This is a genomic window from Streptococcus sp. Marseille-Q3604 (assembly GCF_916619785.1).
In the GTDB taxonomy this organism is placed as follows: Bacteria; Bacillota; Bacilli; order Lactobacillales; family Streptococcaceae; genus Streptococcus.
In genome coordinates this window covers 84,691-109,343 of sequence record NZ_CAKAKM010000003.1, presented here as the reverse complement: position 1 = coordinate 109,343, position 24,653 = coordinate 84,691, and the positions used below count along the sequence as shown (strand labels likewise).

The following is a 24,653-nucleotide window of genomic DNA, read 5'->3' as shown; positions in this document are numbered from 1 at the left end:
TTTATTCTCCTAGGCGATCACCACATGATAGTCTGTATTGGCTTCAATAACAGTCTTAGCATGTGTACGATCTTTTTCATTTTTAAAAGTAATTTGAAGGATACCGTGAATATCTTCACGATTTTCTTCATTGATACGAAGGTTAACCAAAGACGTTCCTCGCAACAATTCCATAATGCTAAGGATAACGTCCTCACGGTCAGGCACATCCACGAAAATATCGAAGGCACTTTCCACGCCACCTTTTTTGTGGATTTCCATCTCTTTACGCTTCTTACGACCATTGTCAAAGAACTCCCAAATGGCATTCTCATCCTCAGCCTTAATCAAGTCAGCCACATGGTCCAAACGTTTTTTGAAATCTTCAATACGATCCAAAACAGCAAGCCCATTAGTCATGAGAATGGAAGCCCACATACCCGGTTCACTCTCAGCAATACGGGTCATATCTCGGAATCCCCCAGCCGCAAAGTGATTAGTCATCTCGTGAGCCTGAGCATAATCAGCAGCCTGCTCCATAAGACCTGATGCCAACAGGTGTGGAAAATGACTGATTTGACTGGTTACACGGTCGTGTTCAGACGCATCAATCTCCACAAAACGTGACTTAAGCCCAGACAAGATGTCCTTAAGCTCTGGGATAGTTGTCTCTCTTGTCAAACTTGTCGGTGTGAAAATATAATAGGCGTTCTCAAAAAGCGTCACGTCAGCTGCTATAGCCCCTGATTTATGGGAACCAGCCATAGGGTGGGAACCTACAAACTGAACATTTTTACCTGTTAGGTAACGTTCAGCTGCCTCAACGATATCCAACTTAGTAGACCCTGCGTCTGTGATGATGACATTATCTTTGAGATCTAAGTCAGCCAATTCCTGCAAGTAGGCCACAGTTTGCTTAATTGGCACTGCAAGGATAATCACATCAGCAAGTGGGGCAAACTCTTTGAAATCACTGGTTGCACGGTCAACGATACCACGCTCAAGCGCAATATTTCGAGAATAGTCAGAGCGATTATATCCAAGAATCTCATAATCAGGGTGGTCTCTTTTAATCCCTAAAGCCAAGGAACCACCAATTAAGCCCAATCCTGCGATATAAATTGTTTTCTTACTCATTACTACTCCCATCTATTGTCTGATGTTGCTTAAAAGTTTTTCACATAGTCACGGTGACGTGCTACCGCTTCTTTCAATTCTTCCATGTTATCGGAAGAGAATTTGTCCAAGATTTCATTAGCTAGGACTGTAGCAACTACGGATTCCATAACAACACCTGCTGCCGGCAAGGCCGTTGGATCTGAACGCTCAACTGTTGCCTTGTAAGGTTCGTGTGTTTCGATATCTACTGACATCAAAGGCTTGTAAAGGGTTGGAATGGGTTTCATAACCCCACGCACCACAATCGGTTGTCCATTGGTCATACCACCTTCGAAACCACCAAGATTGTTAGTGCGACGTGTATAACCATCCTCTTCATTCCAGAGAATCTCGTCCATCACTTGAGAGCCCTTGAGGTAGCCATCTTTGAAACCAAGACCAAATTCCACACCCTTGAAGGCATTGATGGATACAACTGCTTGAGCAATCTTAGCATCAAGTTTTGTATCCCATTGCACATAAGAACCAAGACCAACAGGAACACCACCAACGATAGTTTCAACGACACCACCGATTGTGTCTCCCTCTTTTTTGATTTGGTCAATGTAATCTTTAATCTCTTGTTCACGTTCTTGGTTAACAACTGAAATTTCTGATTGTTGAGCCAATTCCTTGATTTGAGCTACCGTTAAATTCTCAGGCACATCAATTTCCTTACCACCAAAGACAACAACATGGTTAGCAATTTCAATATCGAGCTCAGCCAAGATACGTTTAGCGACAGCACCTACTGCCACACGCATAGTTGTTTCACGCGCACTAGAACGCTCCAAGGAATTACGCAAATCATCGAAACGGTATTTCATTCCACCAACCAAGTCAGCATGTCCTGGACGTGGGTGAGTGATTTTACGTTTGGTTTTCAAACGGTCTTCAATGTCTTCCACAGCCATGATGTCCAACCATTTTTGATGGTCCTTATTGATAACATGAAGGGTAATCGGAGCCCCTGTTGTTTTCCCATGACGAACACCAGAAGTGATTTCAACTTTATCAGACTCAATTTTCATACGGCCACCACGACCATAACCACCTTGGCGGCGTTTCAAATCAGCATTGATATCTTCAGCCGTCAAGGGAAGACCAGCTGGAACACCTTCAATAATTGCTGTTAAACGTGGGCCATGAGACTCACCTGCTGTTAAATATCTCATTTATTTCTCCAAGTACTCTTTCATTTCAACTAAAGGAATCTGATTGATAGCTGCCTTACCAATCTCTGGAACGATAACTGTCTTAATGCTATTGCCACGAGCTTTTTTATCATGTGTGAGGGCTGTATAGAGCTCCTCAACACGCCATGGCTCATAGTCTACTGGCAAGCCAAATTTGACACACATCTCAGCGATTTGACGTGTGATCCCCTTAGGCATCAGACCTTTTTCCTCAGCAACTCGTGAAATCTGAACCATTCCGATAGCTACCGCTTCACCGTGCATGACTTTACCGTAACCAGCTGTTTGTTCAACGGCATGCCCAATCGTATGACCAAAGTTTAGGTACATACGGACACCACCTTCAAACTCATCTTCGACCACAATTTTACGCTTCACATTACATGAACGGTAAATAATGGTTTCTGAGTTTTCTAGGATACTGTGAACCGAACCATCAATGCTTTCAAGGAGGTGCCAAAGTTCAGGATCGTCAATCAAACCGTATTTGACAACCTCACCCATACCTTCGATCAATTCACGTTTACCAAGTGTCTCAAGGACATTAGGGTCAATCAAAACCCCATCAGGCTGAGCGAAAGTTCCCACGATATTTTTAGCAAATGGTGTGTTCACACCAGTCTTACCACCAATAGATGAATCCACTTGGGCAGTTAGACTGGTTGGAACCTGAACGAAATGAATCCCACGCATATAGGTTGAAGCGACAAAGCCTGCTAAGTCTCCAACAACGCCACCACCAAGAGCAACAATGCCATCACTACGAGTCATGCCATTCTTAATCAAAAACTCATAAGCCTTGTTAACAGTCTTAAGATTTTTACTCGCTTCACCTTCTAGAAAATCAAAAACGACAACCTCAAAACCTTCGTGCTCCAGGCTAAGCTTAACTTTTTCAGCGTATAAGCCACCCACATGGTTGTCTGTAATAAGGGCAATCTTTTGTGGTTCCCAAAGTGACTTCACCCATTGACCGACAGTCTTAAGGGCTCCTTTTTCAATAATAATGTCATAAGGGTTATGTGTTAAATTTACCTCTAGTTTCATCGTCGTCCCCTCCTAGCTATTGTAAATATTTTCTAATTCCTGCCAAATGGCGTCTGTTGGCATGTCCTTGCCTGTCCACAATTTAAAGGCACCTGCTGCTTGATGAAGCAACATGCCAAGTCCATTCACAGCCTCTATTCCCTGTTTCCTAGCTAAGGCCAAGAAAGGTGTTTCAAAAGGCTGATAAATGATATCAGCAACCAAGAGTCCCTTAGGAAATTTTGTATCTGTAGGAATAGGCAAGGATGCGCCATACATACCTACACTCGTCGCATTCACCAATAAATCAGCCTGGCCTAGTTCCTCTTTAAAATACTTAAGATCATTTAAAGCATGAAACTCCAAGTGACAAGTTGTCTGTTCAAGTAAGGACTTAAAGCTCTCTTTTGCCTTATCCAATGACTGAGGGCGAACATAGACACTTACTTTTTTGGCACCATCAAGAACTGCCTGCGTCACAATAGCTTTAGCCGCACCACCAGCACCCAAAATCATCAGATGGGCATCTTTAGGGCTAAAGTTCTTTAGACTAGCAAAAAAGCCAAAACCGTCCGTATTGTGACCAGTCAAACGCCCACCACGATTAACAACTGTATTGACAGCACCAATCAGTTGAGCTGCAGGACTAATCTCATCCAAAAAAGGAATAACTGCTTCCTTATATGGCATGGACAAATTGATACCGAACATGTCGTAACGTCTAATATTTTCAACTGTCTCGGCTAGGTCTGATTCCGGAATCTCCCAGGCCACATAAACACCATTAACTTGTGTCTTCTCAAAGGCCGAATTATGAATGAATGGCGAAATCGAATGCTTGATTGGATTGGCGACAACAGCTGCTAGGCGTGTGTGTCCATCAATCTGCATCCAAAACCTCCCTGATTCTGCGCATATCTGCTAAACTAATTTGTCCTGGAGCACTGGCATTATCAAGACTGGCAAAGGTCCATGATGACCCTATCAAGTCGCCCGCAAAACGTGACAAACGACCTAGTTTACCCATTGACATGGTCACAAACTCCTGTTCAGGATTAAAGGCCTTAAAGCCACGTGTGAAGTTCATAAGGTCGAGAACATCCTGCTCATTCTTAGGCATAACTGCCACCTTAACCACTCGTGGTGTCAAGTTTGCCATCTCAGACAAAAGTTCCATGAGGTTTTCAGGTGTCTCCTCAAAGTTATGATAAGACAAAACCAAGTTTGAAAATTCGAGCATTTGATCAAAGACAGCCTTACGTGTGAAATACTCAAAATCAATATAATCTGGCGAATAAATCGCAGCTACATCCTTAATCAGTGCGACATATTCCGCATCCGTTAACTCAAGCCTACCACCCTCACGCATTGTACGGATGGTAAAGATAATCTCAAAGCCTGCGAATTTCTCGAAAATAGCCGGAGCAACCGTTAAAATACTATCCTTATCTAAAAAATCTGCACGCCATTCAATAATGTCTGCCCCCTCAAAACGAGACAGTTCAAGCGCTTGTGCCTCCTCTAAACTAGTTGGCATAATCGGAACTACAATTTTCATTTATTTACCTTTATTGTGTATACTTTCAAATAATTTGATGTTGGATCATTAGGATTGACGGTAAAATCCGCTGGTAATTGTTGCAGGTTAACGAAGTCCGCTGAAACATCTCCCAAGCCCTTACGTAGTTGTTTCTTAAACTGTTGCACTGTCATATTAGCAGCATTGGTACTTGCAATGATTGTCCCATGCTCTGATAAAATATCAAGACTTTGTGCAATTAACTTGTGGTAATCCTTATTTGCTGAGAAAGTGCGTTTCTTATTTCGAGCAAAGCTTGGCGGATCGATGACGATAAGGTCATAAGATAAGCCTTTTTTCTTTGCATATTTGAAATAATCGAAGACATCCATCACGACCAAGCGATGATTTTCCATACTGAAACCATTAGCTTCAAAATGAGCCGTCGATAATTCACGTGAACGCTTAGCCAAATCAACTGATGTCGTTTCAACCGCTCCACCCATAGCCGCAGCAACTGAAAAAGCTGCCGTATAGGAGAACATATTCAAAACTGATTTCCCCAAAGCTAAGCCATTAACTAAACCATCACGCACTTCATGCTGATCAAGGAAAATCCCCGTCATTAGCCCATCATTGAGGAAAACTTCATAAGTTACCCCATTTTCTAAAATGGTGAAGGTATCAGCCGCCTCTTGCCCAAAAAGATGGTCTGATTCGAAATCAAGACCCTTGAAGCGGATTTTCTCATAGCCTCCCAAGACCTCAGGAAAGACCATTTGGAAAGCCTCTACAATATCATTTTTCAAGGAATAAACAAAGGCATTGTACCATGAAAAGAGGGCATAATCCCCATATAAATCAATTGTGAGACCACCAAAATCGTCACCATCTTGGTTGAAAAGACGAAAAGCTGTCGTCAATTCATTATCATAATAGGATTGACGTTTGGCCTTAGCCCTTTCAAAAAGTCCTTGAAAATAAGTCACTGTCAATTGTTGTTTTTTAGGGGACAGAAACCATCCTATCCCCTTATTTTGACTTGACAAATAGCCCGTTCCTAAAAAGTCTTTGGATTGGCTATATAGATAAACCAACTGATTATTTTCAGTTATATTTGGAAAATCTTCGGCTAAAAGAAGCTGTTTTCCTTGTTTGATTTTTTTCTCCGCAAAGGGACTTACCGTCAATATACTCATGTTACTATTATACCAAAAAAATGCTATTATTTCTGTTTCGTGACTAGATTTTATCAATTATATGTCAAGGAATATCACACTCAATGGCAGTAAATTTTTGAGAGTCATTATCTTATTTGGTATAATGGTTAAGATAATATAGAATCAAAGGAAGTATTACTTTGAAAAAAATTACTGAAGCCTTTTGGAAAGGAGTTTCATCAAGACTTGGATTTATCCTCTTGTTACTCTTCTTTTACTGGCTAAAAACCATATTCGCTTATTACGTCAACATTAATCTTGAGTTGGAAAGCAGATATCAGGTTATGCTTTCGCTGATTAACCCTATTCCACTAGGATTAATGCTTCTAGGTTTAGGACTATACTTCAAGAAACGACGTTTCTTTTATAGCATTACCATTGCTATCTATGTCATCCTTAACCTCTTACTTATCGCTAATGTGATTTACTTTGGAGAGTTTACAGACTTCATCACTGTAAATACCATCCTAGCAAGTTCTAGTTCGGCAGCAGGACTAGGAGACTCCGCCAAGAACCTTCTTGAGCCAAGCTATCTCTTCTACCTGATTGATGTACCTTTCTTCATCTATGCTGGTTTCAGGAAGAAGCTTAAGATGGACAGCAAGCCATTTAACAAACGAGCTAGTTTTGCCGTTACTGCACTGTCGACACTCCTTCTCTCAGTTAACCTCTTTTTAGCGGAAGTTAACCGTGGCGAGTTGTTGACACGTGGTTTCTCAAATAACTATATTGTTCGTGCTATGGGGCTCCCCTTCTTCACAGCCTATTCTGGTAACTTAACTTATCAGGCCTCACAGGCTCGTTCATCTGCAACAGCTGAGGATATGAAAAAGGTTGAAGCTTACGTTAAAGAGCATTACGCAGCACCTGATCCTAAGTATTACGGAATTGCTAAAGGAAGAAACGTCATCGTTATTCACTTGGAAAGCTTCCAACAGTTCCTCATTGATTACAAGCTCAAAGTAGACGGTCAAGACTATGAGGTTACACCATTCATCAATTCCATTTATCACTCAAATGAAACGCTAGCCTTTTCAAACTTCTTCCACCAAGTAAAATCAGGTAAAACTTCTGATGCTGAAACCTTGATGGAAACGTCTCTCTTTGGACTAAGCACAGGCTCATACATGGTAAACTATGGCGGTACCAATACCGCCTATGCGGCACCATCTATCCTAGCTCAAACAGGTGACTATACATCAGCTGTTTTCCACGGAAACACTGGATCCTTCTGGAATCGTAATAATACCTATAAACAATGGGGTTATAATTACTTCTTTGACTCATCAGCCTTCACTGAAAAAACTGATGAAAACTCCTTCCAGTATGGTCTAAATGACAAGTACATGTTCCCAGATTCCATCAAATATCTGGAACAAATGCAACAACCTTTCTACGTTAAATACCTTACAGTATCTAACCACTACCCATATACTTCTCTCTCAGGCGATGAAAAGGAACAAGGTTTCCCACTTGCCGAAACAAAAGACGAGACAGTCAACGGATATTTTGCAACAGCTAACTATCTCGACTCAGCAATCAAAGACTTCTTTGATTACCTCAAGGAAACCGGTCTTTACGATAACTCGATTATTGTCATGTACGGTGACCACTATGGTATCTCTGATACACGAAGCAGCAATCTTGCTGAACTTCTCGGTAAGAACCCTGAAACTTGGTCAAACTATGATAAAGCCATGCTTCAACGCGTTCCTTACATGATTCATATTCCAGGCTATACTGGTGGTGGTATCTCTAACACCTTTGGTGGTGAGGTTGATGCCCTTCCAACTCTCCTTCACGTTCTTGGTGTTGACACTAGCTCTTATATCCAGATGGGACAAGACCTCCTATCTCCCGATAATAAGCAAACCGTCGCATTTAGAACCTCAGGTCAATATGTTACTCCTCAATACACCAGCTACTCTGGTCGACTTTATAACACTCAAACAGGGGAAGAAATTACCAACCCTGATGAGACAACTAAAAAAGATAACGAAGCCATTCGTAAGGCAGTAGCAACTCAGCTTTCGATGAGTGACGCTGTTCAAACAGGTGACCTTCTTCGTTTCTATACGCCAAACGGTTTGAAGCATGTTGATTCTAGCAAGATTTCCTACACTAAACAGATGGATCAACTAAAAGAAATCAATAAAAAGCTGAAAGATAAATCAACCAGCCTCTACAAACAAAAAGGCAATAAATCAACAGCTGATCTATTCAAGACCCCATCTTACAAGGAACTACATCCTGCAGAATCTGAATCGAGCTCAAGTTCAAGTGAATCAGAGTCAAGTAGTTCTTCAACGGAACAACAATAAGCCTTAAAAGCAGTCCTGTTTGGACTGCCTTTTTTAGATTAAACAATTATCAATCCTACTTAACTGGAAAATCATAATCCTCATAGCACTCGCCTCAAACATATTTCTTGCTAGTTTGCTATAAGCGTGATTAAATAGTTTTTGTAAAAAAACTTATAAAGGAGAACAGATATGAATCCAATGGACCTATTTAACCAAGTAAAAGAAATGATCGAAAAGAAAGATTTCGAAGCTGCTAAAAAGTTTGTCGATGACAATAAAGATGATTTGGGCGAATACTTTGACCAAGCTAAGTCACTTGTTTCAGGTAACGAAATGGTTAGTGGAGCTTTAGACAAGATTAAAGGTCTATTCTAAGACGAAGTCCCCTAAATCAATAGGATTGAGGGGGCTTTTTATGTTTAGAGTTTCTATTTAGAGACAATGCATAACACAATCTAAGATTCTTTAGAAACACAAAAAAGAGATTCCTAAGGAACCTCTTTTTATTCTATATGACTATAGAATTATTTTTTCAAGTTGTAGAATGATTTCAAACCACGGTATTCTGCAACTTCACCAAGTTGGTCTTCGATACGAAGCAATTGGTTGTATTTAGCGATACGGTCAGTACGTGACAATGAACCTGTCTTGATTTGACCAGCGTTAGTTGCAACTGCGATATCAGCGATTGTTGAATCTTCAGTTTCACCTGAACGGTGTGATACTACTGCTGTGTATCCAGCTTCTTTCGCCATTTCGATAGCGTCGAAAGTTTCAGTCAAAGTACCGATTTGGTTAACTTTGATAAGGATTGAGTTAGCAGCGTGTTCTGCAATACCTTTTTCAAGGTAAGCTGTGTTAGTTACGAAGAAGTCGTCACCAACCAATTGAACTTTACCACCAAGACGTTCAGTAAGAGCTTTCCAACCGTCCCAGTCATTTTCGTCCATACCATCTTCGATAGTGATGATTGGGTATTTGTTAACCAATTCTTCAAGGTAGTCGATTTGTTCTGCAGCAGTACGAACAGCAGCGCCTTCACCTTCAAATTTAGTGTAGTCGTAAACTTTACGTTCTGCATCGTAGAATTCAGATGATGCACAGTCAAATCCGATAAATACATCTTTACCTGGTACATATCCAGCAGCTTCGATAGCTTTGATGATAGTTTCAACACCATCTTCAGTTCCGTCGAAACGAGGTGCAAAACCACCTTCGTCACCTACGGCTGTTTCAAGTCCACGTTCTTTAAGGATTTTCTTAAGTGCGTGGAAGATTTCAGCACCCCAACGAAGAGCTTCTTTGAATGTTGGTGCACCAGCAGGTACAATCATGAATTCTTGGAAAGCGATTGGAGCGTCTGAGTGAGAACCACCGTTGATGATGTTCATCATTGGAGTTGGAAGAACTTTAGTGTTGAATCCGCCAAGGTAGCTGTAAAGTGGAACTTCAAGGTAGTCAGCAGCTGCGCGTGCTACAGCGATAGACACACCAAGAATAGCGTTGGCACCAAGTTTACCTTTGTTTGGAGTACCGTCAAGAGCGATCATTGCGCGGTCAATACCTTGTTGATCACGTACGTCGAATCCGATGATGTGTTCAGCAATAACGTTGTTTACGTTATCAACTGCTTTTTGAGTACCAAGACCACCGTAACGAGCTTTGTCACCATCACGAAGTTCTACTGCTTCGTGTTCACCAGTTGAAGCTCCTGAAGGAACCATACCGCGACCGAATGCACCAGATTCAGTGTAAACTTCTACTTCAAGTGTTGGGTTACCGCGTGAGTCAAGGACTTCGCGTGCGTAAACATCAGTAATAATTGACATTACAATACTCTCCTTATGAGTTAAAATTTTTTACACCTATATATTACCATAATATCAAGGCTTAAGCAAATTAAAACCAGAATTTTCTAGCGATTTTCTATTTTTTAATATTTTCAATTATTTTTGAAAATCTCAGAAAGCAACTCAAATGAAAAGGAATTCAAAATATTGTATAATACAAGTAGAAAACTAAGAGGAGATTCCTATGACTTCACTTGAAAACAAAGTGCTCCAATGCGCTAGTGGCGAAAAACGCCTAAATCCCGATGAACTTCGTCAGTATTTTGGAACCTATGCGGAACGTGTAGTCCTAGCTGTTCTATTGGAAAATACCGAAAAGAAAACTGTAATTGACAATTTTCCGCAAATATTAAAAGACTTATTAGCCGTTTACCCTAATCTTAGTCTCAAACTTTCGCCAAAATTAGCCGACCAGACACAATTTACCTATATCAAGACCGCTCAAGCACTAAATATTTCTGCAACTATCGTTGACGAGGCCAAGGCCCATTCACCATACGGTCTTATCGTACATAGTAATCATGCAGAGAATCTTGATAAAGTGTTATTTTCAGAGCTCTATCCTGATATCCTTGCTCCTAGTAAAACTGAACCTATCCTTGAAAAAAAGGGATTTTTTGCTAAACTATTTGGAAAATAAAAGCTGATGCAAAGTCAGCTTTTTCTTATATCACAATGTTTTACTGAGCTTGATGAGATTCCCAATATTGAGTCCTGTGCGATAGAGATTCTCCTTAGCCGTAGCTAAAACTTGGTCTAACTCTAATACTTGTCCAATGATAGGGAAAGCAGCTGAGATACCTGCTACTGGAAAATCAGGCAGGTCATCCTTCAAACTACCACAGATAGCAATGACGGGAATAGTTGATGGTGTCCGCCTAGCCACCCCGACTGGTGCTTTACCAGACAAGGACTGGCTATCCATACGTCCTTCACCAACTATGACCAAATCAACTTCCTTCACACGTTGATCAAAATCAACGCAATCAAGTACAAAGTCAATCCCTGATTTAATTTCTGCGCCTGCAAAGGCTACTAAACCCGCTACCATGCCTCCTCCGGCTCCTGAACCAGCTAGTTTTAAAACCTCAGGAGCAAAGTTTTCGTAGAATTGTGTCATGTCTTGGTCAACCTTTTTAAATTGTGAAGGAGCTAGGCCTTTTTGTCCACCAAAAACATAGGTCGCTCCATCTTGACCACACAAGGGATTATCTACGTCAGTAATCAGATGAATAGTAACACCAGACAAATCAATCTTATTTTTAGAGGATACCTTTTTAATAAGACCAAGATTAGCACCTATTGGCTCAAGCTCCTGTCCCTGAGAGTCATAAAAACGATAACCCAATCCATATGCCATACCAATACCACCATCATTGGTAGCAGACCCACCTACGCCTATGATAAAATCTCGGATGCCAGATTGAACCAAATGAACAATTAGTTCACCCACGCCTTGTGTCGTTAGAGCTAGAGGATTTCGTTTATCCTTAGGAATCTGTTCCAAGCCACAAATCGCAGCCATTTCAAAAATGGCAGTCTGGCCATTGCTGGCAAAAGAAACACTTCCATCACTTGTATAGGCATGAGGAATCTCGATACTTTTCTTCTCAAGATTTAGATTTTCAGCAAGAGCATCTAAGGTGCCCTCGCCACCATCACCTATTGGCATGAGGTCAAATTCAGTGTCGGGTAAGGCCTTTTCAAAACCCAATTTAAGAGCTAAGGCGACCTCTTTTGCAGACAAACTTTCCTTAAAGGAATCAGGTGCAATCAAAATTCGCATGATGTCCTCCTTCTATTTTTCTTTTAGGTAAGGGGATAAGGACTGAACTAACTCTTCCGTCATATGTCTTGGACCTCGAACAGTTTTGATACCTAAACTCTTTAGTCTATCACTGTCAAATTCGGTGTCATTAAAGGTGTATAAGGGCTTAATCCGCATCAACTCCTTAATACTCGCCTCTTCACGATAACCTTGATTAGGGATATTCGCTTCTAAAACCTGACAGAGGTAACGGATGGCCTTGGTAGGTGCCGTAATATAGATAGCCACCAAATCTCCCTTTTGCATACTAGCTTTCTGTGTCCAAAGAATCTCCTCATTTGCGGAAAACTCCTCCCCAATATCATAGTATTTCAAATTGACCGGGATTATCCAATAATGAGGCTCCGAAGCCTTTCTAAGATGTTTTGGGGCCACTAGGGAACGACTGTCACTAAGAAGCTCAAAAACGGTCTGGTCTGGCAAGGTCTCATCTAAAACAAGGCTAACCCAGGTCTTCTTGGACATATGGTAGCTAGGAAAAACACCATCCATTTTCAAGAGCTTATCCATTTGCTTTGGATTAACCTTCAGGTTAACCACATCATAAATTAAATCCGCCTTTTCTCCATCAAGCCCTAGTTTTTCTCCCTTAAGAGGAAAAAACAAGGCATACCATTTACCATCAACCCTAAAGGACAAATAGCTTGGTTCCTTTTCGAAAGGATGGTCTGCTTGGTCTGAAAATTCTTGAACTAAAAACTGAGCTAGGCGATTAGCTTGTGGAGATGAGAACAATTGATTTTCATAACAAGAATCAGCTAGCTGTGAGAGAAGTTCTCCATAAGCTTCTCTGACTTGACCAACGTAAGTTCCAGTGGCCTGAGGACTCCTGAAGATATCATAAGGCTCATCAAGATCGATATCAACAACCTGTCCCGTCAACTTACCTTCTAAATCAATAAGCAATCGAGCTTCAAGTTCATCAGCTATCAGTGTTTTTCTGAACTCGTAACCTTGCTCAGTAGTTGTAAAACCAAAAGGCTCTAGGCTATCCTGTTTTAGGATCTTCTGTTTAAAATAAGCATCCTCAAAAGTCATTGGTTCTCCCTTTTTCTAAAAAAGAGAAGTTGAGACAAACTTAAGTCCCAACTCCTTTTTTATTTTGTTGACTGACGTAAGGTAAGACCGTGATTAAGAATAACATCTTTATCTTCAAGTTCTTCCTTATTCATGATTTTAGTCAACATACGCATGCTAACTGCCCCTAAATCATAGAGAGGATGATTAATACTAGAAAGGTTTGGACGTGTATAGCTTGTAATCGGTGAGTCATTGCTTGTGATGATTTCGAAGTCTTCTGGAACTGATTTACCTGCAGCAAAGAGGCCATTCAAGAGACCTGCAGCCAATTCATCTTCTCCAACATAGGCAGCAGTGGCACCAGAGTTCAAAACACGTTGTGCTAAATCAAAGCCATCTTTATAGCTATATTTGGCTTCAAAGACAAGACCTTCATTGTAGCGCAAATTATTCTTTTCAAGTCCAGCCTTGTAACCAGCTAGACGGAGCTTGCCATTAATATCATCAATTAGTGGACCTGATACAAAGGCAACCTTTTCATTATTCTTGGCAAGCTGTGTAATAGAATCCTCAACGGCAGCTTTATAGTCGATGTTAACGCTCGGTAATTGATGTTCGAGGTCCACTGTTCCTGCCAGAACAATCGGAGTACGGGTACGAGAAAATTCTGCACGAATTTTTTCCGTCAAGTGGTAACCCATGAAGATGATACCATCTACTTGTTTGGCAAATAGAGAGTTAATCACGGTAACTTCGTGATCGTCATTTTCATCACTAGATGCAAGAACAATATTGTACTTGTACATCGTTGCAATATCATCAATCCCCCTTGCTAAAGTAGCAAAATAACTATTAGCAATATTTGGGATGACAACTCCTACAGTAGTGGTTTTCTTACTCGCCAAGCCACGCGCAACCGCATTTGGACGGTAATCCAAACGATCAATGACTTCAAGCACTTTTTTTCGGGTGTTTTCTTTTACATTTTTATTTCCATTTACCACACGAGACACAGTCGCCATCGAAACCCCTGCCTCACGCGCAACGTCATAAATAGTGATTGTTTCATCAGTATTCATAAAAACACTTCCTTTCTCATTTTACGCTCACTCTTTCACGCTAATTGTATCAGATTCTGAAAACACTTTCAATTATTTTGACTGATTTTTTACAAAAAAATGAAAGGGATTCCTTCTTCGTGGTTATGAGGAAGAAAGCCATTTCAGAAAAAGGCCTCTCATTTCGTGTTTCCAAGACTATCCATCGCTTACAAAACTATCCTAAAAAAGTCTCAATGAAAGTAAATGATTTAATGAAAAGCCAAAAAAAACAGCTTGCATTTTCCTTATAAAAGTGACAGAATGAGTATAAGAAATACAAAGGAGTTTTTTTCTATGTCTAAACTTGATCGCATTCGTCATTTTTTGAATGAAAATAAAGCAGGGCTAGCTATTGTTTCAGATCCTGTAACTGTCAATTATCTTACTGGTTTTGATTGTGACCCACATGAACGCCAAATGTTCCTCTTCGTCTACGAAAATCGTGAGCCTGCCCTCTTTGTGCCTGCTCTTGAGGTTGCACGTGCCTCTACTGTACTCGACTTCCCAGTCTTTGGTTATGTGGATTCTGAAAATCCATGGCAAAAAATCAAAGCTGGTCTAGCAAGTACAGACAGCCCTATTATTTATGCAGAGTTTGACAATCTCAATGTGACTAAGTTCCAAGGATTGCAAACGGTCTTTGAAGGTCGCTTTGAAAACCTGACACCATTCATCCAAAAAATGCGCGTTATCAAGTCTGCTGATGAAATTAAAAAAATGATTGTTGCCGGTGATTATGCTGATAAAGCTGTTAATATTGGTTTCGACAATATTTCTCTCGACGTTACTGAAACAGACATCATTGCTCAAATCGAATTTGGCATCAAACGCTTGGGCTATGAAATGAGCTTTGAAACTATGGTCTTGACTGGTAACAATGCAGCCAACCCACACGGCATTCCTGGAAGCAACAAAATTGAAAAAGATGCTCTTCTTCTCTTCGACTTGGGCTGTATGGTGAATGGCTATGCTTCAGATATGACGCGAACAGTCGCTGTTGGAAAACCCGATGATTTCAAAAAAGAAATCTACCACTTGACTTTAGAAGCTCAACAGGCTGCCCTAGATATGATTAAACCAGGTGTAACTGCCAGCGAAGTCGATGCTGCAGCACGTAATGTTATTGAAAAAGCTGGTTACGGCGAATACTTCAACCACCGCCTCGGACACGGTATCGGAATGGATGTGCATGAATTCCCTTCTATCATGGAAGGAAATGACATGGTCATTGAAGAAGGAATGTGCTTCTCAGTCGAACCAGGTATTTACATTCCTGAAAAAGTTGGTGTTCGTATCGAGGACTGTGGTTATGTGACAAAAGATGGCTTTGAAGTCTTCACACACACACCAAAAGAATTGCTCTATTTTGATGTCTAATTAATAAACATGGGTCTTCAATTAAGTTGAAGACCTTTTTGTTTGTAGCCAAATCGAAAACACCAAAAAAGCTGACCCATCGAGAGTCAGCTTTTGCTATTTTTCCTCATGCTCTTGTCTAAGATAGTCAAGTCCTTCTTCAATCCATCCTGGCATTGCTTCTGCCAAGGGTTTAAAGCCATAGTTTAAACGACTATCAGAGAAACGATGACGATGAGGGATTTTATTTTTTTCTTCCTCAAGGGTTCTCAAAGAAAGACTAGCCTTTTGTGTAAATTCATCAAAATCAACAACTTGAACCAAGACCTCCTGGTCTACCTTGAGGGTATTGTAAATGTTGTCGATATAACCTGTCTTAATCTCTGAGATGTGAATCAAGCCTGTGGTACCATTTTCCAATGAAACAAAGGCACCGTAAGGCTTGATGCCTGTGATAACACCCCTAAGCTTGTCTCCAATTTTCATCTTAGTCTGCTACCTCAACTGTTTCAATTACAACATCCTCAAGTGGCTTATCTTGAGCCCCAACCTCAACATTGGCAATCTCATCAAGCACCTTGTAAGAGTCTTCATCCACCAATTGACCAAAGACTGTGTGACGACGGTCTAGGTGAGGTGTTCCACCATTTTCAGCATAAGCTTCTGCGATTGGTGCTGGCCATCCACCACGTTCAAGTTCCTTTTTAGCATAAGGAATTTCAGACGTTTGAACGATGAAGAATTGGCTACCATTTGTATCTGGTCCAGCATTAGCCATAGAAAGCGCACCACGGAGGTTATAGAGCTCTTCAGAAAATTCGTCCTGGAAGCTACCACCAAAGCTTGACTCACCACCCATACCAGTACCAGTTGGGTCACCACCTTGAATCATAAAATCCTTGATAATTCTGTGGAAAATCACACCATCATAATAGCCACTCTTGGCCAAATTGACAAAGTTAGTAACTGTTAATGGTGCATGATCAGGGAAGAGTTTGATGACCAAATTACCATGATTTGTTTTAATTGTTGCGACTGGACCTTCTACTGTATCCAAGTCAAGTTGTGGGAAATGAAGTTCTTTTTCTACCAATCCGAGTTCCTCCAAGGCATTGAAAATGCCATCTTCTTCTATTGTTCCTGTAACGTAATCTGCTTTTTCTTTCAATTCTGGTGTGGCATTACCCATAGCAATCTTAAGTCCAACATAGTCAAAGATTTCCATATCGTTTGGACCATCACCAAACATCATGGCATTGACTGGTTTAAGATTTTCATGCTCCAAGACATGCTCGACACCAGAGGCCTTTGAGATACCATTTGCTACGACGTCAGAGGAGTGTTCATGCCAGGGTACCATACGGACATGGGATGCGAGTTCTTCTGGTAATTCAAGGTCACCATCATTTTCCGCAAAAGTCCACATATGGTAAACATCATTCGACAAGTGAAAGTCTGGCTCCACATCACAAAGACCATAGACTGGTTTCATAGCATTATCAATCAAATCTGAACGCTCTGAGACAACTGGCTTATCCTTACCAGCAAAGCCCCAAGCAATTCCAATCTCTTTGCACCAAGCAACAAAAGCTTCTGTAACCTCACGAGCGAGGGGTTGGTTATAAATTTCTTCCCCTTTTCGATTAATCACATAAGTTCCATTGATGGTTACAAAATAATCGGGCTCTAGGTCTCGAATGTCCTCAACGACACCATAGTAGCCACGTCCTGTGGCAATCCCCGTCAAAATTCCTTTTTCTTTAAGCCCTTTGAAAACAGCCTTAATAGATTCAGGTATGTAGCCTGTCTTTTTAACACGAAGGGTGTCGTCAATGTCAAAGAAAACAATCTTAGTCTTCTTGGCCTTGTATTTTGTTTTAGCATCTACTGGCATCGCTAATCTCCTTTACAGTATCACAGCTAGAGTCAGGTATAGCTAGTATCCTAACTAAAGACCGCATGGTACTCTCATTATATCATGTCTTAAAGCCAAAAACAAAAAATCATCTAAGACTATAGTAGTCTTAGATGATAGGCAGTTTAACGGTTAACACTCTTGATAATACGTTTAATATCACGCTCTTGTTCACGACGCTTGATAGACTCACGTTTATCGTAATCGTGTTTCCCTTTGACAATACCGAGCAATACCTTGGCAAAACCGTTTTTTAGGTAGACCTGAAGAGGAACTAGAGTCATTCCTGTACCCTTAAGATCATTTTGAAGTTTGGTGATCTGTTTCTTCTTGAGCAACAACTTTCTCGTACGGTCTGGATCTTGATTCCAAATATTTCCTTGCTCAAAAGGAGCAATATGGACATTGATTAACCAGGCCTCACCATTTTTGATTTGGGCATAGCCATCTTTAAGTTGGATGCGGGCCGCACGAACAGACTTAATCTCTGTCCCTGTCAGTACGATACCCGCTTCAATAGTATCAACGATACTATAGTCATGTCTAGCCTTTTTATTCTGAGCAACAACATTGCCTTCACCCTTTGGCATAGCAGTCCCTCCATTCTCATCCTATTTTCGTTTTTTAGCAACGTCCTTGTAAAAAGGTTTGTTCCCTTTTTTCTTACGACGACCACTCTCACGTCCCTTGTTATCATTATGAGGACGGTTTTGATTTTTACGTTTGTCTGGTTTCTTAGATGACTTACGTTTTTCGTCATAAGAGCCTTTACGACCATTACCATCTTGACGGTTACGGTTATCCCCACGTTTACCACGACGTTCGAAATCTCCATTTTGACGGTCACGACGTGGACCTCTATTGCGGAAGGCTTTCGCTTTCTCTTCACGTTCCTGACGTGCCTTGTGATCTACTTTTTCAGTGACATCATACTCGCTTGGAAGGTATTGGAAGTCAATATCTCCGGTTTCCTTATCCGCACGTGTTAATTTGACACGGATAGGCTGACCAACTCGGAAAGTCTTACCAGTTTTTTCACCCTGAAGTGTCATGGTACGTTCATTGTAATTGTAAAATTCTGGAAGGGTGGTGATGTGAACCAAACCTTCGATGGTGTTTGGCAATTCCACAAACATACCGAATTTAACCACACTTCCGACAATACCGTCGAATTCTTGACCAACAAACTCTTCCATGTATTCCGCTTTTTTCATCGCTTCAACGACACGTTCGGCATCAATGGCACGGCGTTCAAGGGTTGAAGATGATGTCGCTAACTCAGGAATAACCTCTTCAAAATGTTCACGTGTTTCTTGAGACATATTGTTAGTGTACTCACGAATCATTCGGTGAACCAAGAGGTCTGGGTAACGACGGATTGGACTCGTAAAGTGGGTATAATACTGAGCCGCAAGTCCATAGTGCCCATGGTTGTGTTCTGAATAGCGGGCTTGTTGCATAGAACGAAGCAACATCATATTCATCACCTCTGCTCCAGGTTTACCCTGAACTCGCGCCATGAACTCTTGCAAGTCTAGTTGATCCATCTTATTGGCAGTTCCTTTGATTTGAACACCAAAGATAGAGGCATAATCCATGAAGCGTTGTAATTTCTCAGCTTTTGGCTCCTCGTGGATACGGTAGATAAATGGCAACTTAGCCTTAGTGAAGTGCTCCGCCACACATTCATTGGCAGCCAACATGAAGGATTCAATCATTCGCTCGGCTATTCCACGTTCACGCACCACGATATCCACTGGCATCCCCTTCTCATTTACCAAGATACGAGCTTCAGATGTATCAAAGTTAAGGGCACCACGACGCTCACGCATGTCTTCTAAAATCTTATGCAATTCTGCCATAGCTGATACAGAGTCCATGATTGGCTTAAACTGCTCAATCTTTTCTGGATTTCCAGCCAACATCTCATTGACATCACTGTAGGTCATACGGAAGGTTGTATTAATCACAGATTGACAAATCTTATGATTAACCACCTTACCTTTTGGAGTAATCTCCATAATGGCTGACTGAGTCAAGCGATCAACATTGGGATTTAGTGAACAAATACCATTTGAAAGACGCTCAGGCAACATTGGCACCACACGGTCTGTCACATAAACCGAAGTCCCACGTGCTACGGCCTCACGGTTAAGAGCTGAACCTTCAGTGACATAGTAGGACACATCGGCAATATGAACACCAAGCTCAAAATTACCATTTGGCAAACGCTTAATATGGACCGCATCATCCAAGTCCTTAGCATCAGCTCCATCAATAGTAAAAGTCACCTCTTGACGAAGGTCAACACGACCAAGGAGGTCTTCCTGACTAGGTGCATCTGGTACAGCTTCTGCTTCCGCCATGACATCCTCTGGGAACTCTGAAACAATATCCATTGATTCTAAGACTTCCAAGACATCAATACCAGCATCCCCTTGATGACCAATAATGTCACGAACACTTCCTACGAAGTAATCATAGTGACGGTTAGGGTATTTTTCAATATCAACCTTGATAATTTCAGTACCGTCTAGGGCAACTGGTTCTTTCTTAATAAAAATTGGCTGCTGAATTTTTTGATTTTTAGACTTAATGTAACCAGCATAAGGTTCTTTCTCGTCGCTAAGGATAAATTTCCCTACAACAGTCTTAAGCGAACGTTCTACAATTTCAACAACTCGTGCTTCTGCTGCCGTCCCACGCAAACGATCCGCTGGCTTCTTGATAACAACAGCAACAGTATCACCGTCAATGGCATGGCCAACATCATTACGACCAATGAACATATCATCTTCACTGTCATCGACATGCAAGAAACCAAAACCGTTCTTATTGGCACGGAAAACACCTTCAACAGTCACCTGATTTGGATTTTCTTTCTTAGGACGCAAGGAAACAGAGCCATCTCGATTAAAACGCAACTGTCCCTTACTTTCCATGGCTGATATGGCCTTGATGAGCTGAGGAAACTTTTCTCCCCCAGCATGATTAAGAGCCTGGGCAATGTCGTTTACACTGGATTTCCCATGCTCCTTCAAATAATTTATAATAGATTCTTTCATGATTTCCTTTTCTTTTATTTATTGACTATAACGCAAAAAATGAGCCAACCTCAGTCAGCTCATTACTTACTTGAGAGAATGGAAAGGACGATTGCATCTACAATCCATAGAAAAACCATGATTCCTGTAAAGCGTTGCATAAAGGCTTCAAAACCACGTGGTTTACTACGTTCAAATAGTGCTTCTGACCCACCACCATCAAAGACATTGCTACTTGGATTCTTTTGTGGCTGCATGAATACCGCAATCACAATAATAGCTGACATCACCAAGAGCAGCGTTAATAATAAGTCGTACATAGTTATTCCTCCGAAAAAGTCCTTTTTATTCTACCATAGAACCCTTTAAGATTCAACATGTAAGGTTACTTTTCTATCCTTGGGGCAGAATTTGGGTACCTGAATTTTCTCAGGATGATTTTGTTTATTTTTACTTGTGAGATAGTTGATGCTCCCACATTCACTACACTTTAAATTGATTTTAACTCTCACCTATATTCTTGACTCCTAGCGATTTTCTAAAGATGATTAAGGACCAGACAAAATTTCCAAAGACAATCATTGCGGTCACAAAGAAGACCCAGCGATAACCTAGTCCAGTCGCAACTGCTGAACCAACAAAAGGACCTAAAACTTGTCCAATGTATGCAAAGCTTTGATTAAAGCTAAATATTCTTGAGATTCCTTCCTTGGGTGTCATCTTGGTCAATAAAGAATTGACACTAGGCATAAGGGCACCCACACCGAAGCCATAGGCAAAACGTAAGATACCCAATTGCAAGGCTGAACCGGCAAAACCACAAAGGAAATACAAGAGGAAGCTATAAAATAGCCCCATTAAAAGTAAGCGATGATTCCCAATACGGTCTCCCAATTTTCCCAGAAAAGGGGTACTCAAGAGACTAGAGAAGCCCATAGCAGAAACAATTAAACCTGAGTAAAAAAGGATATTGTCCCTCTGACCTAAATAACGAATATAAAGGGCCAACATAGGTGCAATCGATTGGGCAGAAATCTGGATAATCATACTGGTCACAAAAAGGCCAATCAACATAGATTTGCTGGGAATTTTCGCAAAAACCTGAGAAAGAGTCATCATCTCTCCCTTTTCGATAGGTTGAAAATTCTCTCGCAAACCAAAGACAGTTAAGAGGCAGCAGATAAATAGAATGAGGCCCACCAATAAAAAGGTCCCTCTCATACCAAACGCCTCAGACAAGGTACCACCTAACAAAGGGCCAATCAGAACACCTGCCGTTAGACCCGTAGATAAGGTCCCCAGGGCATAACCAGAACGGTTCTGAGGAACCTGACTAGCAATTAAAGCTGTGGCATTTGGAACATACCCCGCAAACAAACCATTCAGCGTTCTTAAGAAAAGCAGCCAGAAAACATTTGGGACTAAGGCAAGACCTCCCATTGTAAAAGTCATCACCATGCTGGCTCTAATCATCATGGGCTTTCGGCCATAACGGTCAGCTAAGCGTCCCCAAATAGGAGAAACCAGGGCCGAGGCTAAAGCAGAGATGGCAACAGACAAACCAGTATACCATTCAACCATGTCTCCTTTAACACCTAGTTCCTCAATGTAGAGGGCCATGAAAGGCATAACAATGGAGAAACTAGCTCCAGTAAAAAAGGTTCCTATCCATGCAATTTTAAGGTTACGTTGCCAATCAGTACTTTTAAGCTCTTTTTGGCGCAAATAATCATCTTCTTTCTAAAATTCACTATCCATTATATCACAATGACTAGCTATGAGGAGCTAGGTAAATCATTTATTGCGCTCTTCACTTTATCCTTCAAATCATCGAGACTACCGTTATTATTAAGAATCAAGCTGGCATAAGGCTTTTTCTCTTCTAAAGACATCTGGCTAGCGATTCGCATACTAGCTTCCCTTGAACTTAAGTGATTACGTTTCATCAAGCGTTGGCGCTGGACCTCAGGTAACACTGCCACCAACCAAATCTGGTCAAACCATTCCTGATACCCATTCTCAATAAGTAAGGGAATATCCATGAAAAAAACATCTTCTTTCTTGGCCAAACAATCCCTTTGAGCTGCTAGTTCCTCTCGAATAATTGTCCCTTGAATCTCAGCAGACCGATGTCTCATCTCCTCATTCGAAAAAATCAGTTGCCCTAGTTTAGGACGATTCAATTCTCCATTAGGAAGGAGAATCTCCTCTCCCAACCAATCAAGCAAGGCACTATACAAACGGCCTCCTTTAGCCTGCATATCGTGGACAAGCTGATCAGCATCAATGACCTTGTAACCTGCCTCTTTAATCATTTCAACAACCGTTGATTTTCCTGAAGCAATACCACCTGTTAACCCAATAATCATCGTTTCTGACAATGAGGACACAAATGTGTCCCTCTCCCTCCTAACTTGATTTTCTCAATTGTGCTTGCGCAGCGTGGACAAGGCTGTCCCGTCTTTCCGTAAACCTGCAAATAGTTCTGCATGGTTCCGTCCTCACCAAGGGCATTACGATAGGTCCTTATGGTTGAGCCGCCTTTTTCAATGCCAAGCTGTAAAATGGCAATCGTTTGATCATGGACCCGCTTCATGGCTGCCTTGCTGAGTTCCTTTGCTGGCATTTCAGGATGAACCTTGGCCGCCCAAAGCACCTCATCAACATAGATATTTCCTAGACCAGCCACCAATTTTTGCTCCAAGAGGAGACTTTTAATGGGCTTTGCAGAACTCATCAAGGCTCTCTCAAATAGAGCGTATTTGAAGGCCTTCTTAGTAGGCTCAGGACCAAGCTTTTTCCTTGTAAAATAAGCCTCCTCTTGACTTTTAGCCAATAAATCAAAGGTCCCAAACTTGCGGACATCTTGATAGACGAGGGTGGAGCCATCATCTAACTTAAAAAATAAATGAAAATGCTTGTTGGTAGGAACTTGATCTGTAAACAGCAGGTATTTTCCCTCCATACGCAAGTGGGAAATCATAATCAACTGTCCAAAGTCAAAAATCAAGTACTTGCCTCTTCGTCGCAGGGCTTGAATGGTTTGACCAGGTAAATCAGTCAAAAAACTATCGTAGGAGGTCTTAATCATTTTTGGAACCTTGACCTCAAGCGACAAAATAGTCCGACCTACTACTAACCGTTCTAAACCTCGTCTAACAGTTTCTACCTCAGGTAACTCAGGCATCTGCTCCTCCTTCTAGCAAGAAAGCCGAGCAAGTGCCCAGCTTTTTAATATTCTTTTTCATTGTAACCAAAATCGGCCAAATCAAGTTTTTTATCACGCCAATTTTTCTTAACCTTAACCCAGGTTTCAAGGAAGACCTTGTCCCCGAGCATGACTTCAATATCTTTACGAGCAAGGGTACCAATTTTCTTGAGCATGGAACCTTGTTTACCAATAACAATCCCTTTTTGGCTGTCACGCTCAACCATGATTGTCGCACGAATATGAATCTTATCCGTGTCTTCATCACGCTTCATCTCATCAATGACAACCGCAACAGAGTGTGGAATTTCTTCACGTGTCAACTGAAGGACTTTTTCACGAATCATCTCTGATACCAAGAAACGCTCAGGGTGATCGGTGATTTGGTCCGCTGGGAAATATTGGAACCCTTCCTCAAGGTTATCACTCAAGACATCCACAAGGTGGGAAACATTGTTCCCTTGGAGGGCAGATATCGGAATAATCTCCTTGAAATCCATTTGTGTACGGAAATCGTCAATCTGCTCTAGGAGCTGATCTGGATGGACCTTGTCAATCTTATTGATTACCAAGATAACTGGAACTTTAGCTTGTTTGAGGCGTTCGATAATCATATTATCACCCTTACCACGAGGCTCATCCGCTGGTACCATAAAGAGGACTGTATCAACCTCACGAAGGGTTGAATAAGCAGATTCCACCATGAAATCCCCAAGGGCCGTCTTAGGCTTGTGAATCCCTGGGGTATCGATAAAGACAATCTGTTCCTTATCGGTTGTGTAAATTCCCATAATTTTATTGCGGGTTGTTTGAGCCTTATCACTCATGATAGCAATCTTTTGCCCCATAACATGGTTCAAAAACGTTGATTTTCCTACATTAGGACGGCCGAGAATAGCCACAAATCCTGATTTAAATGTCATATAACTTC

At 41.3% G+C, this 24,653-nt stretch carries 24 protein-coding genes; 4 read left to right on the top strand and 20 right to left on the bottom strand.

Annotated elements, in window-relative coordinates; genetic code table 11:
• Nucleotides 1-9 precede the first annotated feature (9 nt).
• The 6 genes from LG375_RS09960 to LG375_RS09935 are packed head-to-tail and all read right to left on the bottom strand — an operon-like array spanning nt 10 to nt 6,077.
• Entirely contained in the window at nt 10-1,116 is a 1,107-nt protein-coding gene (locus LG375_RS09960; RefSeq protein WP_064523280.1) for a prephenate dehydrogenase, read from the bottom strand.
• Nucleotides 1,117-1,145: 29 nt separating this feature from the next.
• Complete coding sequence (gene aroC / locus LG375_RS09955) at nt 1,146-2,312, bottom strand: chorismate synthase (protein WP_037599262.1); 1,167 nt, start codon at nt 2,310-2,312, stop codon at nt 1,146-1,148.
• Nucleotides 2,313-3,380: a 3-dehydroquinate synthase gene (gene aroB / locus LG375_RS09950; protein ID WP_225745733.1), complete on the bottom strand. Its 1,068-nt coding sequence runs from the start codon at nt 3,378-3,380 to the stop codon at nt 2,313-2,315.
• A gap of 12 nt (nt 3,381-3,392) precedes the next feature.
• Complete coding sequence (locus tag LG375_RS09945) at nt 3,393-4,250, bottom strand: shikimate dehydrogenase (RefSeq protein WP_064523277.1); 858 nt, start codon at nt 4,248-4,250, stop codon at nt 3,393-3,395.
• Nucleotides 4,240-4,917 (bottom strand): type I 3-dehydroquinate dehydratase, encoded by a 678-nt coding sequence (gene aroD, locus LG375_RS09940; protein WP_064523275.1) that lies wholly within the window; start codon nt 4,915-4,917, stop codon nt 4,240-4,242. The genes LG375_RS09945 and aroD overlap by 11 nt, the downstream gene beginning before the upstream one ends.
• Nucleotides 4,914-6,077, bottom strand: coding sequence for a class I SAM-dependent rRNA methyltransferase (locus tag LG375_RS09935; protein WP_037597587.1), 1,164 nt, complete (start codon nt 6,075-6,077; stop codon nt 4,914-4,916). The genes aroD and LG375_RS09935 overlap by 4 nt, the downstream gene beginning before the upstream one ends.
• Nucleotides 6,078-6,238: 161 nt before the next feature.
• On the opposite strand from LG375_RS09935, the gene LG375_RS09930 reads away from it, so the two are divergent.
• Together LG375_RS09930 and LG375_RS09925 are read left to right on the top strand one after the other, a co-directional pair.
• Nucleotides 6,239-8,419 carry an LTA synthase family protein gene (locus LG375_RS09930; RefSeq protein WP_064523272.1) on the top strand — a complete coding sequence of 727 codons (2,181 nt, stop codon included), beginning with the start codon at nt 6,239-6,241 and terminating at the stop codon, nt 8,417-8,419.
• Nucleotides 8,420-8,590: 171 nt separating this feature from the next.
• On the top strand, nt 8,591-8,776 hold the full coding sequence (locus LG375_RS09925) for a hypothetical protein (protein WP_002890454.1): 186 nt from the start codon (nt 8,591-8,593) through the stop codon (nt 8,774-8,776).
• A 149-nt stretch (nt 8,777-8,925) separates the two neighbouring features.
• Here the strand turns inward: LG375_RS09925 and eno are convergent, their stop codons facing one another.
• Complete coding sequence (eno, locus tag LG375_RS09920) at nt 8,926-10,230, bottom strand: surface-displayed alpha-enolase (protein ID WP_002886048.1); 1,305 nt, start codon at nt 10,228-10,230, stop codon at nt 8,926-8,928.
• Between the two features lie 205 nt (nt 10,231-10,435).
• On the opposite strand from eno, the gene LG375_RS09915 reads away from it, so the two are divergent.
• On the top strand, nt 10,436-10,891 hold the full coding sequence (locus tag LG375_RS09915; RefSeq protein ID WP_064523269.1) for a YueI family protein: 456 nt from the start codon (nt 10,436-10,438) through the stop codon (nt 10,889-10,891).
• Nucleotides 10,892-10,921: 30 nt separating this feature from the next.
• Here the strand turns inward: LG375_RS09915 and LG375_RS09910 are convergent, their stop codons facing one another.
• From LG375_RS09910 to ccpA, 3 genes are read right to left on the bottom strand one after another with little or no spacing between them, the layout of a single operon-like run.
• On the bottom strand, nt 10,922-12,037 hold the full coding sequence (locus LG375_RS09910) for a glycerate kinase (RefSeq protein ID WP_225745732.1): 1,116 nt from the start codon (nt 12,035-12,037) through the stop codon (nt 10,922-10,924).
• A gap of 12 nt (nt 12,038-12,049) precedes the next feature.
• Nucleotides 12,050-13,117 (bottom strand): MmcQ/YjbR family DNA-binding protein, encoded by a 1,068-nt coding sequence (locus LG375_RS09905; protein ID WP_225745731.1) that lies wholly within the window; start codon nt 13,115-13,117, stop codon nt 12,050-12,052.
• A 59-nt stretch (nt 13,118-13,176) separates the two neighbouring features.
• Nucleotides 13,177-14,178: a catabolite control protein A gene (ccpA, locus tag LG375_RS09900; RefSeq protein WP_064523258.1), complete on the bottom strand. Its 1,002-nt coding sequence runs from the start codon at nt 14,176-14,178 to the stop codon at nt 13,177-13,179.
• A gap of 315 nt (nt 14,179-14,493) precedes the next feature.
• Here ccpA and LG375_RS09895 point away from each other — a divergent pair, with 315 nt between their 5' ends.
• Nucleotides 14,494-15,576, top strand: a complete 1,083-nt coding sequence (locus LG375_RS09895; RefSeq protein ID WP_225745730.1) for a M24 family metallopeptidase — start codon at nt 14,494-14,496, stop codon at nt 15,574-15,576.
• A 96-nt stretch (nt 15,577-15,672) separates the two neighbouring features.
• On the opposite strand, the gene LG375_RS09890 is transcribed toward LG375_RS09895, so the two are convergent.
• The 10 genes from LG375_RS09890 to era form a co-directional block, all read right to left on the bottom strand.
• On the bottom strand, nt 15,673-16,041 hold the full coding sequence (locus LG375_RS09890) for a S1 RNA-binding domain-containing protein (protein ID WP_002886108.1): 369 nt from the start codon (nt 16,039-16,041) through the stop codon (nt 15,673-15,675).
• A gap of 1 nt (nt 16,042) precedes the next feature.
• The gene (locus LG375_RS09885) at nt 16,043-17,449 is read right to left on the bottom strand and encodes a Cof-type HAD-IIB family hydrolase (RefSeq protein WP_037599247.1); all 1,407 of its coding nucleotides are present in this window, start codon (nt 17,447-17,449) and stop codon (nt 16,043-16,045) included.
• 146 nt (nt 17,450-17,595) lie between these two features.
• Nucleotides 17,596-18,060: an SsrA-binding protein SmpB gene (smpB, locus tag LG375_RS09880; protein WP_225745729.1), complete on the bottom strand. Its 465-nt coding sequence runs from the start codon at nt 18,058-18,060 to the stop codon at nt 17,596-17,598.
• A 21-nt stretch (nt 18,061-18,081) separates the two neighbouring features.
• Nucleotides 18,082-20,535, bottom strand: a complete 2,454-nt coding sequence (gene rnr / locus LG375_RS09875) for a ribonuclease R (protein ID WP_225745728.1) — start codon at nt 20,533-20,535, stop codon at nt 18,082-18,084.
• Between the two features lie 62 nt (nt 20,536-20,597).
• Complete coding sequence (gene secG / locus LG375_RS09870; protein ID WP_002886135.1) at nt 20,598-20,834, bottom strand: preprotein translocase subunit SecG; 237 nt, start codon at nt 20,832-20,834, stop codon at nt 20,598-20,600.
• 45 nt (nt 20,835-20,879) lie between these two features.
• Entirely contained in the window at nt 20,880-21,026 is a 147-nt protein-coding gene (gene rpmG, locus LG375_RS09865) for a 50S ribosomal protein L33 (RefSeq protein WP_002890443.1), read from the bottom strand.
• A complete protein-coding gene (locus tag LG375_RS09860) occupies nt 21,016-22,239 on the bottom strand; it encodes a multidrug efflux MFS transporter (protein ID WP_225745727.1) in 1,224 nt (407 codons plus the stop codon). Before LG375_RS09860 ends, rpmG begins: the two co-directional genes overlap by 11 nt.
• 50 nt (nt 22,240-22,289) lie before the next feature.
• Entirely contained in the window at nt 22,290-22,883 is a 594-nt protein-coding gene (coaE, locus tag LG375_RS09855; RefSeq protein WP_049546179.1) for a dephospho-CoA kinase, read from the bottom strand.
• The gene (mutM, locus tag LG375_RS09850; protein ID WP_064523240.1) at nt 22,880-23,701 is read right to left on the bottom strand and encodes a DNA-formamidopyrimidine glycosylase; all 822 of its coding nucleotides are present in this window, start codon (nt 23,699-23,701) and stop codon (nt 22,880-22,882) included. The genes coaE and mutM overlap by 4 nt, the downstream gene beginning before the upstream one ends.
• 44 nt (nt 23,702-23,745) lie before the next feature.
• Entirely contained in the window at nt 23,746-24,645 is a 900-nt protein-coding gene (era, locus tag LG375_RS09845) for a GTPase Era (RefSeq protein WP_013990908.1), read from the bottom strand.
• Between the last annotated feature and the right edge of the window lie 8 nt (nt 24,646-24,653).